The sequence below is a fragment of the Cupriavidus sp. USMAHM13 genome, from assembly GCF_001854285.1.
Lineage (GTDB): Bacteria > Pseudomonadota > Gammaproteobacteria > Burkholderiales > Burkholderiaceae > Cupriavidus > Cupriavidus malaysiensis.
Genome location: NZ_CP017751.1, coordinates 3,875,455 through 3,888,336 on the forward strand (window position 1 = coordinate 3,875,455; position 12,882 = coordinate 3,888,336).

At 69.0% G+C, this 12,882-nt stretch carries 12 protein-coding genes; 7 read left to right on the top strand and 5 right to left on the bottom strand.

The window, feature by feature from the left end; translation table 11 throughout:
• Positions 1-34: 34 nt before the first annotated feature.
• Entirely contained in the window at positions 35-2,068 is a 2,034-nt protein-coding gene (gene tkt, locus BKK81_RS17135; protein ID WP_083384145.1) for a transketolase, read from the bottom strand.
• 440 nt (positions 2,069-2,508) lie between these two features.
• Here tkt and BKK81_RS17140 point away from each other — a divergent pair, with 440 nt between their 5' ends.
• Genes BKK81_RS17140 through BKK81_RS17150 form a run of 3 tightly spaced genes read left to right on the top strand, consistent with a single transcriptional unit; the run spans position 2,509 to position 4,304 of the window.
• Positions 2,509-2,931 carry a VOC family protein gene (locus BKK81_RS17140; RefSeq protein ID WP_071016579.1) on the top strand — a complete coding sequence of 141 codons (423 nt, stop codon included), beginning with the start codon at positions 2,509-2,511 and terminating at the stop codon, positions 2,929-2,931.
• Positions 2,931-3,671: a 16S rRNA (uracil(1498)-N(3))-methyltransferase gene (locus BKK81_RS17145; RefSeq protein ID WP_071015431.1), complete on the top strand. Its 741-nt coding sequence runs from the start codon at positions 2,931-2,933 to the stop codon at positions 3,669-3,671. The genes BKK81_RS17140 and BKK81_RS17145 overlap by 1 nt, the downstream gene beginning before the upstream one ends.
• 42 nt (positions 3,672-3,713) lie before the next feature.
• A complete protein-coding gene (locus BKK81_RS17150) occupies positions 3,714-4,304 on the top strand; it encodes a YidB family protein (protein WP_071015434.1) in 591 nt (196 codons plus the stop codon).
• Between the two features lie 84 nt (positions 4,305-4,388).
• On the opposite strand, the gene BKK81_RS17155 is transcribed toward BKK81_RS17150, so the two are convergent.
• From BKK81_RS17155 to BKK81_RS17165, 3 genes are all read right to left on the bottom strand, one after another.
• Positions 4,389-5,009: a barstar family protein gene (locus tag BKK81_RS17155; protein WP_071015436.1), complete on the bottom strand. Its 621-nt coding sequence runs from the start codon at positions 5,007-5,009 to the stop codon at positions 4,389-4,391.
• On the bottom strand, positions 5,006-5,386 hold the full coding sequence (locus BKK81_RS17160) for a ribonuclease domain-containing protein (RefSeq protein ID WP_071016581.1): 381 nt from the start codon (positions 5,384-5,386) through the stop codon (positions 5,006-5,008). The genes BKK81_RS17155 and BKK81_RS17160 overlap by 4 nt, the downstream gene beginning before the upstream one ends.
• Positions 5,387-5,715: 329 nt before the next feature.
• Positions 5,716-8,040 (bottom strand): NADP-dependent malic enzyme, encoded by a 2,325-nt coding sequence (locus BKK81_RS17165; protein WP_071015439.1) that lies wholly within the window; start codon positions 8,038-8,040, stop codon positions 5,716-5,718.
• Between the two features lie 396 nt (positions 8,041-8,436).
• Between BKK81_RS17165 and thiL the strand changes: the two genes are divergently transcribed.
• The 3 genes from thiL to BKK81_RS17180 all read left to right on the top strand — a co-directional run bounded on the left by thiL (position 8,437) and on the right by BKK81_RS17180 (position 10,703).
• Complete coding sequence (thiL, locus tag BKK81_RS17170; RefSeq protein WP_071015441.1) at positions 8,437-9,417, top strand: thiamine-phosphate kinase; 981 nt, start codon at positions 8,437-8,439, stop codon at positions 9,415-9,417.
• Positions 9,418-9,547: 130 nt separating this feature from the next.
• Positions 9,548-10,114, top strand: a complete 567-nt coding sequence (locus BKK81_RS17175; protein ID WP_071015443.1) for a phosphatidylglycerophosphatase A family protein — start codon at positions 9,548-9,550, stop codon at positions 10,112-10,114.
• Between the two features lie 91 nt (positions 10,115-10,205).
• The gene (locus BKK81_RS17180; RefSeq protein ID WP_071015446.1) at positions 10,206-10,703 is read left to right on the top strand and encodes a CinA family protein; all 498 of its coding nucleotides are present in this window, start codon (positions 10,206-10,208) and stop codon (positions 10,701-10,703) included.
• 27 nt (positions 10,704-10,730) lie between these two features.
• On the opposite strand, the gene pyrF is transcribed toward BKK81_RS17180, so the two are convergent.
• The gene (gene pyrF / locus BKK81_RS17185) at positions 10,731-11,549 is read right to left on the bottom strand and encodes an orotidine-5'-phosphate decarboxylase (protein ID WP_071016583.1); all 819 of its coding nucleotides are present in this window, start codon (positions 11,547-11,549) and stop codon (positions 10,731-10,733) included.
• Positions 11,550-11,740: 191 nt separating this feature from the next.
• On the opposite strand from pyrF, the gene BKK81_RS17190 reads away from it, so the two are divergent.
• On the top strand, positions 11,741-12,625 hold the full coding sequence (locus BKK81_RS17190) for a DMT family transporter (protein ID WP_071015449.1): 885 nt from the start codon (positions 11,741-11,743) through the stop codon (positions 12,623-12,625).
• The last annotated feature ends 257 nt before the right edge of the window (positions 12,626-12,882 follow it).

Genomic DNA, 12,882 nt, shown 5'->3' on the forward strand with positions numbered 1-12,882 from the left:
GCAGCGGCCGCCCCGGAGGCTCTGCGGCCGCTGATTACGCGAGCGTGGCGCGCACCGTGTCGGCCACGTTTTCCGCCGTGAAACCGAAGTGCTTGAACAGCACGCCGGCCGGCGCGGACTCGCCGAAGGTGTCGATGCCGACCACGGCCTGCACCTGATACTTCCACCAGAAATCGCTCACGCCCGCCTCCACGGCCACGCGCGGCACGCCCGCGGGCAGCACCGAAGCCTTGTAGGCGGCGTCCTGCTTGTCGAACACCGTGGTGGCCGGCACCGACACCACGCGCACGTGCACGCCGTCGATGGCCAGCTGATCGGCGGCGGCGACCGCCAGCGCGACTTCCGAACCCGTGGCCAGGATCACGGCGTCGGGCCGCTTGCTCTTCGGGTTCACGCTGTCGCGCAGCACGTAGCCGCCGCGCGCGATCTGGGCGCGGGTGGCGTCGTCGCGGCGCTGGAACGGCAGGTTCTGGCGGCTGAAGATCAGGCAGCTCGGGCCGTCCTCGCGGCGCACCGCGTGAGCCCAGGCCACCGCGGTCTCGGTGGTGTCGGCCGGACGCCAGACATCCATATTGGGGATCAGGCGCAGGCTGGCGACGTGCTCGACCGACTGGTGCGTCGGACCGTCCTCGCCCAGGCCGATGGAATCGTGGGTGAATACGAACAGTGTGCGGATGCGCATCAGCGCCGCCATGCGCAGCGCGTTGCGGCTGTAGTCCGAGAAGGTCAGGAAGGTGCCGCCGTAGGGGATGTAGCCGCCATGCAGCGTGATGCCGTTCATGATCGCGCTCATGCCGAACTCGCGCACACCGTAGTTGATGTGGTTGCCCCAGGCGTCGGCGCGCACGGCCTTGCTGCCGCTCCAGTTGGTCAGGTTCGAGCCGGTCAGGTCGGCAGAGCCGCCGAGGAACTCGGGCAGCACCGGGCCGAAGGCCTCGATGGTGTTCTGGCTGGCCTTGCGGCTGGCAATGGTCTCGGCCTTGTCCTCGCACTTGGCGATGAAGGCTTCCACGGCCGCCTCGAAGGCACCGGGCAGCTCGCCGCGCATGCGGCGCTGGAACTCGCCGGCCTCGTAGGGGAAGCGCTCGGCATAGGCCGCGAACAGGGCGTTCCAGGCCTTCTCCAGCGCCTGGCCGTTGGCCTTGGCGTCCCAGGCCGAATAGACCTCGGCGGGCAGTTCGAACGGCTCGTGGGCCCAGCCCAGCGCCTCGCGCGTAGCCTGGATCTCGGCGCCGCCCAGCGGCGCGCCGTGCACGTCGTGGCCGCCTTCCTTATTGGGCGCGCCCTTGCCGATCACGGTGCGGCAGCAGATCAGGGTCGGCCGGTCGCTGGCCTTGGCCTGGGCGATGGCGGCGTCCACCGCGTCGGTGTCATGGCCGTCGACGGCGCGGATCACGTTCCAGCCATAGGCCTCGAAGCGCTTCGGCGTGTCGTCGGCGAACCAGTGCACGACGTCGCCGTCGATCGAGATGCCGTTGTCGTCCCACAGCGCGATCAGCTTGTTCAGCTTCAGAGTACCCGCCAGCGAGCAAGCCTCGTGGCTGATGCCTTCCATCAGGCAGCCATCGCCAAGGAAGACGAAGGTATGGTGGTTGACGATGTCGAAGCCCGGGCGGTTGAACTCCTCGCCCAGCAGACGTTCGGCCAGCGCCATGCCCACCGCATTGGTGATGCCCTGGCCCAGCGGGCCGGTAGTGGTTTCCACGCCCGGGGTGATCGCATACTCCGGATGGCCGGGGGTCTTGCTGTGCAGCTGGCGGAAGTTCTTCAGTTCCGCGACCGGCAGGTCGTAGCCGGTCAGGTGCAGCAGCGCATACAGCAGCATCGAGCCATGTCCGTTCGACAGCACGAAACGGTCGCGGTCGGCCCACTTCGGATTCGTCGGGTTGTGCTTCAGATGGCGCGCCCACAGCGCTACGGCGATGTCTGCCATCCCCATCGGCATGCCGGGATGGCCGGAATTGGCCTGCTGGACGGCGTCCATGGCGAGCACGCGGATTGCGCTGGCCATCAGCTTGGCGGGCTGAGAAGCGTAGGGACTTGTGGCGGGATGTGCGAGGGCAGACATGCGACGGGAACCTGGCGGGAAAAGCGCGATTTTACCAGAAGGCCGAGGCATTTCCGGGCCTGCCGGGAGCGTTCCCGCCTGCGGCACACCCTGGATGGAATGGCCGGCGCCGGGCCTTGCCGGCGCGCCGGGCGGCGCCACGCGGCCGGCAGCGGCGTGCTCGCCGCACCGCCAGGCGGAAATACCGCAAAGGGCACATTTCAACCGCGTCTCCCGCCTGGGCGGATATGCCGAGCGCAGCAGGTCCCGGACATCCGCACGGATGGCCCCACTGCCGATGGCCGCGCCACGCCGCGCCGCCCTGCCCCGCCGCCCGCGGGCCTGCTTCGACAGCGGCGACGCCAGCGCGTAAGATGCCCACTCGCACCGCGCAAGACGCCCGCCCCGTTCCGGCGTCCGCGCCCGGTTTCCGCTGCACGGAAACGACCACGGAGATGCTCATGACCCGACCGGCCAACACGCCCTGGCTCACCCCCTACCTGACCGTGGCCAATGCCCGCGCTGCCCTGGACTTCTACTCCCGCGCCTTCGGTTTCGCCGCCGGCGACGTGGTCGACGAGAACGGGGTGCCGATCCATGCGGAAATGCGCTACCAGGACGAACTGGTGCTGATGTTCGCGCCGGAAGGCGCCTGGGGCAGCACGGCCCGCTCGCCCCGCTCGCTGGGCGTGGAATGCCCGCAGACCTTCTATGTCTACTGCGACGACGTCGATGCCATGCACGCGCGCGCGGTGGCGGCCGGCGCCACCAGCCTGATGGCGCCGGCCGACCAGTTCTGGGGCGACCGCTACTGCATGGTGGTCGACCCCGACGGCTATCGCTGGGGCTTCGGCAAGCCGCTCGCCAAAGCGGGTGCCGCCTGATGCCGCCCCGCTTCTTCGTCGCCGAGCCGCTGGCGGCCGGCGCCGACCTCGCCTTGCCGGAATCCGTGGTGCGCCACGTCCAGGTGCTGCGCCTCAACCCGGGCGACCCCATCACCCTGTTCGACGGCCGCGGCGGCAGCTACGCGGCCGTACTGCTGGACCTGGGCAAGCGCCAGGCAGTTGCGCGCGTCGGCGCACAGACGCACGACGAGGCCGAGCCCCCGCTGCGCGTGACGCTGGCGCAGGGCCTGGCAGGCGGCGACAAGATGGACTGGTTGATCGAAAAGGCGGTCGAACTCGGCGTAGCAGCCGTGCAGCCGCTGCAGGCAGCCCGCAGCGTGGTGCGCCTGGCCGGCGAGCGCGCCGACAAGCGGCGCGCGCACTGGCAGGCCCTGGTCGAGGCGGCGTGCGAGCAGTGTGGACGCAACCGCGTGCCGGCCGTTGCCCCGATCGTGCCGTTCGAGGCCTGGCTGGCCCGGGCCGGCACCGGCGAGCGCCTGCTGCTGACGCCGCGCGCCAGCCAGCCGCTGGTGACGCTGGCCGCACAGCGACGCGAGACCTGGCTGGCCGACGGGCTGACGTTGCTGATCGGCCCGGAAGGCGGGCTCAGTCCGGAAGAAGAGGATGCCGCCCTGCGCGCCGGATTCACCGGCGTGTCACTCGGGCCGCGCATCCTGCGCACCGAAACGGCCGGGCTCGCCTGCCTGGCCGCCTTGAACGCCGTGCTTGGCGGATTCTGACGGCCGCAGGCGGGCCGTCGCTCTCAGTGGAAGGAGTCGATCATGGGACTACTCGATAGCGTGCTGGGCGGAGTGCTGGGGCAACGTGACGCGGCGCAGGCCGGCGGCGGCAATCCCAAGCTGATGCTGGCGCTGGGCTTGCTGGCGATGCTGGCCGCGCGCCACCAGGGCGCCGGCGAGGCGCAGGCCGGCCAGGCGGAAAGCCAGGGCGGGGGCCTGCTCGGCAGCCTGGGGGGCCTGCTGGGCGGCCTGACCGGCGGCAACGGTGCCGCGGCTGGCGGCGCTGGCGCGGGCGGCCTGGGGGATCTCGGCTCACTGCTGGGCGGGCTGCTCGGCGGCCAGGCCGGCGGCGCACCGAGCGAAAGCGCGGCAGCGGGCGGCATCGGCGTGTTGCAGCAGGTGCTCGCGCAGGCCGGCCTCGGCCAGCAGGTGGCGTCCTGGATCGGCACCGGCGCCAACCAGCCCGTCAGCGCTTCCGACCTGAGCAGCGCGCTGGGCCACACCGGCGCACTCGCCTCGCTGGCACAGGCCACCGGCATGTCGACGGACGATGTCGCCGCTCATCTCAGCGAAGGCCTGCCGGAACTGATCGACAAGCTGACGCCGAACGGCCAGGTACCCCCGGCGGCCTGACGGCGGCTCGCCGCCCGCATGCATGAAAACGGCCCGCAGATGCGGGCCGTTCTTCCTTCCGGCTTGCGCCGGTTCAGGCAAAGATCAGGCGAAGGAATAGAAGACGCGGAACTGGACCTTGCGCTCGCCCCAGAATTCGGCCGCGTCGCGGAACACGTCGAGCAGGACCTCGCGTGCTTCCTTGTCGAACTTCTGCGCCACCGGCAAGCCCTCCAGCACGATCACGAAGCCGGGCTGCTGGCCTGCCTTGTAGATCAAGTCGGTCAGGCAGTCGGCCAGCGCATCGAAGTTCTTGCCGAAATGCTTGGGGAACAGGAAGGCGGTGGCGATCGTCTCCAGCACTTCCGCCTTGCTCGCGCAGTGCGCGCAGTTGGCATAGAGGAAATGCTGGCCCAGGTCCGCCGCCGCCCTGGCGAGTTCGGGCACGCGGAAGGCTCGGATCGACTGGACGATGTTCGGACGCACCGTCTTGAACAGGTTCATGGCATCCTCGTTGGCGCCCTCGGCGCCGGCCACGGCGCCCGCGGAGGCGGGCGCTGCCGGGGCAGCAGGGGGGAGGTTGTGCGAGAGCTCGGGACGCGGCATCGCCAGCACGTTGTCGTAAAGATTTCGGGCCTGGTTCTGCGCCCGCTGCCAGCCATCTCCGGCGCCGCGCTCTTCGCGGGCGGCAAGGGCGTCGCCCAATCCGAAAATGTCAGTCATCATTTGCTTATCCGTTTGAAGCTGTTGTAGTGGTCTTCCGTGTAGTAGCAATCGTTGGCGGCACGCTGGTCGCCGCCGCAGACGATGCGTTTGGCACCCCGGTTGCGCCCGCCGCTCTTGACCGTGTACTCGCGGTAATAGCCACGCGGCTGCGCCGGCAGGACACGCTCGTAGTTACCGAAGCGGGAGCCGTCCTTGTCATACGGGAACGGTCCACCGGCCTCGATCCGCTCCAGGGTACGCTGTGCTTCCTTGGGCAGTTCCTGCGCGGCGATGGTTCCCACCGCCGTGTCCGGCTGCTGTCGCGCCAGCACCGGCTGGACCAGCAGGCAGGCGGCCAGGGCCAGGCTGCCCGCGAGGCATGCCGCCCGTTTCGCCAGGGACTGCGGTGTCGCGCGCTGCGTCAGAGAATTCTGGGAACCCACTTGGTAGTCTTGGTTGAACCGGCAACCTGCCTGAGGCCCGGACATCGGGGACAGACCGCTCGCCCTGGCCGAGCTTGCAGCAACATCGAGACGCGCATCACGATGCGTATGCATCGAAGGCGTAAGGTTACGCGCATGCGTCCAAATAATCAATCCCTGCGCCAGATGCGGCAGGAATTGTTCAATCGTATCAAGATGTTAAATGAAGGTGTGCGCATACTAACCTCCCAAGCGCAGAAACAAAAAAAGCCGGGCGGGCCCGGCTTCGGAAAAGTCAGCGCGACCTAGCGCTTGGCCGCGGCATCGGCCACCACCAGGGCCGTCATGTTGACGATGCGGCGCACCGTCGCCGACGGCGTCAGGATGTGGGCCGGCGCCTTGACACCAAGCAGGATGGGGCCGATCGCCACATTGTTGCCCGCCGCCACCTTCAGCAGGTTGTAGGCGATATTGGCCGAGTCGATGTTCGGGCAGACCAGCAGGTTGGCCTCATCCTTCAGCACGCCGTCCGGCACCAGCGTATTGCGCAGCTTCTCGTCGAGCGCGCAATCGCCGTGCATCTCGCCATCGACCTCCAGGTCCGGCGCGCGCTCGCGCAGGATCGCCAGCGTCTGCCGCATCTTCTGCGCGGACGGGGCCTCGGAGGTGCCGAAGTTGGAATGCGACAGCAGCGCCACCTTGGGCACGATGCCGAAGCGTTTCAGCTCATCGGCCGCCATCAGCGTGATCTCGGCCAGTTCACTGGCGCTCGGATCGATGTTGACGTGCGTGTCGACCAGGAAGATCTGGCGCCCCGGCAGCACCAGTCCGTTCATCGCGGCATAGACCGTATTGGAGCAGCCGAGCACCTGGTCGATGTAGCGCAGGTGGGCGGCGGTGCTGCTGACGGTGCCGCACACCATGCCGTCGGCCTCGCCATTCTTGATCAGCATGGCGCCGATCAGCGTGGTACGGCGGCGCATCTCCAGCTTGGCGTACTGGGGCGTGACGCCCTGGCGCGCCATCATCCGGTAGTAGGACTCGGAATACTCGCGGAAACGCGGATCGTTCTCGGGATTGACGACGGTGAAGTCGATTCCCTCGCGCAGGCGCAGGCCGAAGCGCTCGATGCGATGGGCCAGCACGGCGGGACGGCCGACCAGGATCGGATTGGCCAGCCGCTCATCGACGATCACCTGCACCGCGCGCAGCACGCGCTCCTCCTCGCCCTCGGCGAAGACGATGCGTTTCTTCTCCGCTTCCAGCTTGCGCGCCGCCGCGTAGATCGGCTTCATCAGCGTACCGGAGTGGTAGACGAACTGCTGCAGTTGCTGGCGGTAGGCATCCATGTCCTCGATCGGGCGCCGGGCGACGCCGGACTGCATGGCCGCCTCGGCCACCGCCGGCGCGATCTTGACGATCAGGCGCGGATCGAAGGGCTTGGGGATCAGGTATTCCGGCCCGAACGACAGGTCCTGGATGCCGTAGGCCGAAGCGACGATGTCGCTCTGCTCCTGGCGCGCCAGGTCGGCCACCGCGTGCGCGACCGCGATTTCCATCTCGCGCGTGATGGTGGTGGCGCCGCAATCGAGTGCGCCGCGGAAGATGAAGGGGAAACACAGGACGTTGTTGACCTGGTTCGGATAGTCGGTGCGGCCGGTGGCGATCACCGCGTCGGGACGCACCTCCTTGACCAGTTCCGGCATGATTTCCGGATTGGGGTTGGCCAGTGCCAGCACCAGCGGCTTGTCGGCCATGCGCTGCACCATGTCCTGCTTGAGCACGCCGGCCGCCGACAGGCCCAGGAAGATGTCGGCCCCGTCGATGACCTCGCCCAGCTTGCGCTTGTCGGTCTTCTGCGCGAAGCGGGCCTTCTCGGGGTCCATCAGCTCGGTACGGCCCGCGTAGACCACGCCGGCCAGATCTGTCACCCAGATGTTCTCGACCGGCAGGCCCAGGTCGACCAGCAGGTCCAGGCAGGCCAGCGCCGCCGCGCCGGCGCCGGAGGCCACCAGCTTGACCTTGGCGATGTCCTTGCCGACCACCTTCAGGCCGTTGATCACCGCGGCGCCGACCACGATGGCAGTACCGTGCTGGTCGTCGTGGAAGACGGGGATCTTCATGCGCTCGCGCAGCGTACGCTCCACGTAGAAGCACTCCGGCGCCTTGATGTCTTCCAGGTTGATGCCGCCGAAGGTCGGCTCCAGCGAGGCGATGATGTCGACCAGCTTTTCGGGGTCCTTCTCGTCGATCTCGATGTCGAAGACGTCGATGCCGGCGAACTTCTTGAACAGCCCGGCCTTGCCTTCCATCACCGGCTTGGAGGCGGTCGGGCCGATATCGCCCAGGCCCAGCACGGCGGTACCGTTGGTCACCACGCCGACCAGGTTGCCGCGCGCGGTGTAGCGGAAGGAATTGGCGGGATCGGCGACGATCTCCTCGCAGGCGGCGGCCACGCCGGGCGAATAGGCCAGCGCCAGGTCGCGCTGGTTGGATAGCGGCTTGGTCGGCGTGACCGAGATCTTGCCCGGGGTGGGAAACTCGTGGTACTCGAGCGCGGCTTTGCGCAGCGCCTCGCGTTGCTGCTGCTTGAGCTCGTCTTGGGACGTGGGCTGCTGGGAACTGGTCATCGGCGCGTCTTCCGGTCAGCGGAGCCTGGATGGTGAGGACGAGGCGACGGGCCGGCTCCACCCGCCCGCGCCTCCTGCCCGTGCCTGCCACCGGGCCGCCGGCCGCCGCTGCGCATGGTCTGCCAGGGCGCCCGCTTCGCTTGAATCGGAGCGGGAATTTTATATTGTGAAATATTATTTCACAATCAGCATTTCCCACGAGTCGCCATTGCGATTCGGTACAATCTGGCCACCTGCCATGTGGCATGCGCCAGGCGCCGCGGGCGCCCCTGGCGCGCAGCATGGCTGCCTGCCGACGATAGTCCTTTTTAGTCCTTTTGCGGCTGTCGCGCTGCGATTTCCGCTGCGGCGCGCCCCTTTCGCCGGCCGCCTCCCCACCACCGGTCCAGATCCACCATGTCCGACGCCGCCAGCGCCCCGCTCTCCGAATTCGAGCTGATCCGACGCTATTTCACCCGCCCCGCGCAGAAGGCGGCACTGGGCGTCGGCGACGACTGCGCCCTGCTCGAGGCACGGCCGGGCCATCTGCTCGCGATCAGTACGGACATGCTGGTCAGCGGGCGGCATTTCTTCCCCGACGTGTCGCCTGAGGCCCTGGGCCACAAGGCACTGGCGGTCAACCTGTCCGACCTCGCCGCCATGGGCGCCGAGCCGCGCGCCTTCACCCTGGCGCTGGCGCTGCCCGAGGCCGACCCCGACTGGCTGGCCGGGCTGGCCCGCGGCATGCTGGCCCTGGCCGACGCCCACGGCTGCGAGCTGATCGGCGGCGACACCACGCGCGGGCCGCTCAACCTGTGCCTGACCGTGTTCGGCGACGTACCGCCCCAGGCAGCGCTGCGCCGCGACGCTGCCCGCGCCGGCGACGACATCTGGGTGTCCGGCACGCTCGGCGACGCGCGCCTGGCCCTGGGCGACTGCCGCGGCGAATGGCTGCTGCCCGAGCCGGAGTTCACGCAGGTGCGCGAGCGCATGGAACGGCCCACGCCGCGCGTCGCGCTCGGCCTGGCGCTGCGCGGTGTCGCCCATGCCGCACTCGATATTTCCGACGGATTGCTGGGTGACCTCGGCCACATCCTCGAGCGCTCGCAAGTGGGCGCCCTGGTCGATGTCGATGCACTGCCCCGTTCCACGGTACTGGCGCAGCAGCCGGCCGACCTGCAGCTCGAATGCCTGCTGGCCGGCGGCGACGACTACGAGCTCTGCTTCACCGCCCCGGCCGGCGCGCGCGACGCGGTGCGCGCCATCGGCAGGCGCCTCGAGCTGCCCCTGGCACGCGCCGGCTCGATCACCGCCGAGCCCGGACTGCGCCTGGTCAACCGCTGGGGCAGCCCGATCGCTTATGCGGGCAGGAGCTTCGATCATTTCGCGCCGGGCTGAAGCCCGGCATGCGGCGCCCGGCCAACTGGCACGCGGACGGCCGCCGTGCCATGATGCGGGACGTGCCGCCGGTGGCGGCGCCAGCTGCCGCAAGACACCATAAGACAAGAACCAGACGAGCCAAGCCTTGATGTCCGCCAATCCGTCAGGACCCGCGCCCCGCGATCCTGCCATGACCCTCGACGCCGGCCAGACCACCAAAGTGATGCGTCCGACCGCCCGCTTCATGCTGTCCCACCCCGCCCACCTGATCGCGATGGGCTTCGGTTCGGGACTGTCCCCGGTCAGCCCGGGCACCGTGGGCACGCTGTACGGATGGCTGTCCTACGTCGTCATTTCGATGTGGGTCCAGCCCTTCACCTGGCTGTGGCTGATTGCCGGCGGCTTCGTGCTGGGCCTGTGGGCCTGCAACCGCACGGCCCGGGACATGGGCGTGCACGACCACGGCAGCATGGTCTGGGACGAGATCGTCGCCATCTGGCTGGTGCTGGCCTTCGTCACGCCGACCAGCTTCTGGGGCCAGTTCGCCGCCTTCCTGTGGTTCCGCCTGTTCGACATCGCCAAACCCGCCCCGATCGGCCACTACGACCGCAGCCTCAAGGGTCCCGGCCTGCGCGGCGCCTTCGGCGTCATGTTCGATGACGTGCTGGCTGCCTTCTATACGCTGCTGGTGTTCGCCATCTGGCGCTCGATCTAGAGGATCCACACGCGCGACGCCCCCTTGCTACCGGCCGCCAAGCCCAGCCAACGCCTCTCTACGCTACTCAACGCCTTCCCGTCTTCCGACCATGCCCGTCAGCCGCCTGCTCGAACAACTCGCCATCCAGGCAGGAACCGTCCTCGCCGATCGCTCGCTGATGCTCGCCACCGCCGAGTCCTGCACCGGCGGCCTGGTGGCGGCGGCCGTCACAGACATCTCCGGCTCGTCGGGCTGGTTTGAGCGCGGCTTCGTCACCTACTCGAACGAGGCCAAGACGACCATGCTGGGCGTGCCGGCCAAGCTGATCCGCGAACACGGCGCGGTCAGCGAGGAAGTCGCGCGGGCGATGGTGGACGGGGCGCTGCTCAACAGCCGTGCCCAGGTAGCCCTGTCGATCACCGGCGTGGCCGGGCCGAACGGCGGCACGCCGGAAAAGCCGGTGGGCATGGTCTGCTTCGGCTGGAGCAACCGCGTCACCACCATCGTGGAAACCCAGCGCTTGCGCGGCGACCGGGCCCAGGTACGCCGCCAGGCCGCCGAGCACGCGCTGCGCGGCCTGATCGAGCTGGTGCGCAGCGAGGCCTGAGCCGCGCCGGCCGGGCCGGCGCGGCCCTCAGCCGTGGCGGTAGCGGTTGATGGTATCGCGCGTCTGCTGCGCTACCGCACGCGCGGCGCTGGCGAAGTCCTTCTCGCGGCTGGCATACAGGATGGCGCGCGAAGAATTGATCATCATGCCGGTACCGTCGGCGGTGCGGCCCGCCTTGACGGTGGCCTCGATATCGCCGCCCTGGGCGCCGATGCCCGGAATCAGCAGCGGCATATCGCCCACGATCTCACGCACCTTGGCGATCTCGTTGGGGAAGGTGGCGCCTACCACCAGGCCCATCTGACCATTGGTATTCCAACGCTCGCGCGCGGACTCGGCCACGATCTGGTAGACCGGCTTGCCGTCCACCTGCAGGAACTGCACGTCGGAGCCGCCGGCATTGGAGGTGCGGCACAGCACGATCACGCCGCGCTCCGGGTAGGCCAGGTAGGGCTGCATCGAATCGAAGCCCATGTAGGGACTGACCGTGACCGCATCAGCCTGGTAGCGCTCGAAGGCCTCGCTGGCGTAGTGTTCGGCGGTGGAGCCGATGTCGCCGCGCTTGGCATCGAGGACCACCGGGATGCCGGGGTGGGCGTCATGGATATAGTGGATCAGCTGCTCGAGCTGGTCCTCGGCGCGCTGGGAATGGAAGTAGGCGATCTGCGGCTTGAAGGCACAGACCAGGTCGGCCGTGGCGTCGACGATCTCGCGGCAGAAGGCGAAGATGGCGCCACCGGTGCCGGTCAGGGAAAGCGGCAGCTTGCCCGGATCCGGATCGAGGCCGACGCACAGCAGGGAATCATTGCGCCGCCACGCTGCGGCGAGCTGCTCGGTGAAGGTCATGGAATGCTCGGTGTCCTGGTTGGCCGGCGGCTGCACCGGCCGGTTGGCCGCTGGGCGGCGCCGGGGCGCGCCCGTTCCTGCGGCATCGATGCTCATGGCGGGATTTTACCCGCTGCGTGCTATCGTTTCGCGTCTCCTCGCATACAAAGCGTAGCGCGCGCCGGCCTGCTGCGCATCCCCCCTTTGCGCTCATGACCCTCGACCGCCGCGGCCTCGTCCTGCTCGTCCTGCTCACCGTCGCCTGGGGCGTCAACTGGCCGGTCATGAAACTGGGCGTGGCGCATTTCCCGCCGCTGGCCTTCCGCCTGCTGTGCATGGCCGGCGGCGTGGTGGCACTGGGCCTGGCCCTGCGGCTGCGCGGGGAGTCCCTGCGGCTGCCGCGGCGGGACTGGGGCCCGGTGCTGCGCCTGGCCCTGCCCAATATGGTGATCTGGCACCTGTTCGCGATCTGCGCGGTCAAGCTGCTGTCGTCCGGGCGCGCCGCCATCCTCGGCTACACCATGCCGATCTGGGCGGTGCTGTGGGGCCTGCTGCTGTTCCGCGACCGTCTGGCCGCCCCGGCCTGGGCCGGCATTGCCTGCGCGCTGTCGGGCATCGCCCTGCTGCTGTCGGGCGAGCTGGCCACGCTGACGGGCAGCCCGGCCGGCACCCTGCTGATGCTGCTCGCCGCGGCCGGCTGGGGCTACGGCACCCAACTGATGAAGCGCAGCACCCTGGCGCTGCCGGTCGGCGTGCTGACCTTCTGGATGCTGGTCTGCACCCTGCCCTTCCTGCTCGCCGGCACCCTGCTGCTCGAGAGCGGCTGGCGCCTGCCCGATGCCGTCGAATGGGCCGCCATCGCCTACAACGCGGTGGTCGTGTTCGCCTATTGCCACCTCGTCTGGTTTTCGCTGGCGCGCTCGCTGCCGCCCGCCGTGTCCAGCCTGTCGGTGATGTTCATCCCCGTGGTCGGCGTCTTCTCCGGCATGTGGATGCTGGGCGAGCAGCCGCACTGGCAGGACTACGCCGCCGTGGCGCTGATGCTGGCCGCGCTGGCCTCGGTACTGCTGGTGCCGCTGCTCGGCACGCGTCGCTGAAGCCGGCTCCGACGCCACCGCCTACGCACCAAGATTTCACTTAACAAGCCCCCATGCGTTGGGCTACACTCGCGCCCATCCATAATCCCGGAGAGATTACGTGGGCAGTAGCATCGGGTGTTCGAGCCGTCGTGGCAAGGCCGCGGCAGGCACGGATGCCATGTCACTGCGGGCTGCGTAACGACCGTCGCCGGAGCGCGCGCTCCGCCCGGTCGCCCTTGGCCCGCAGCACGCTGCGGGCGAGCGGCATCCGTCCC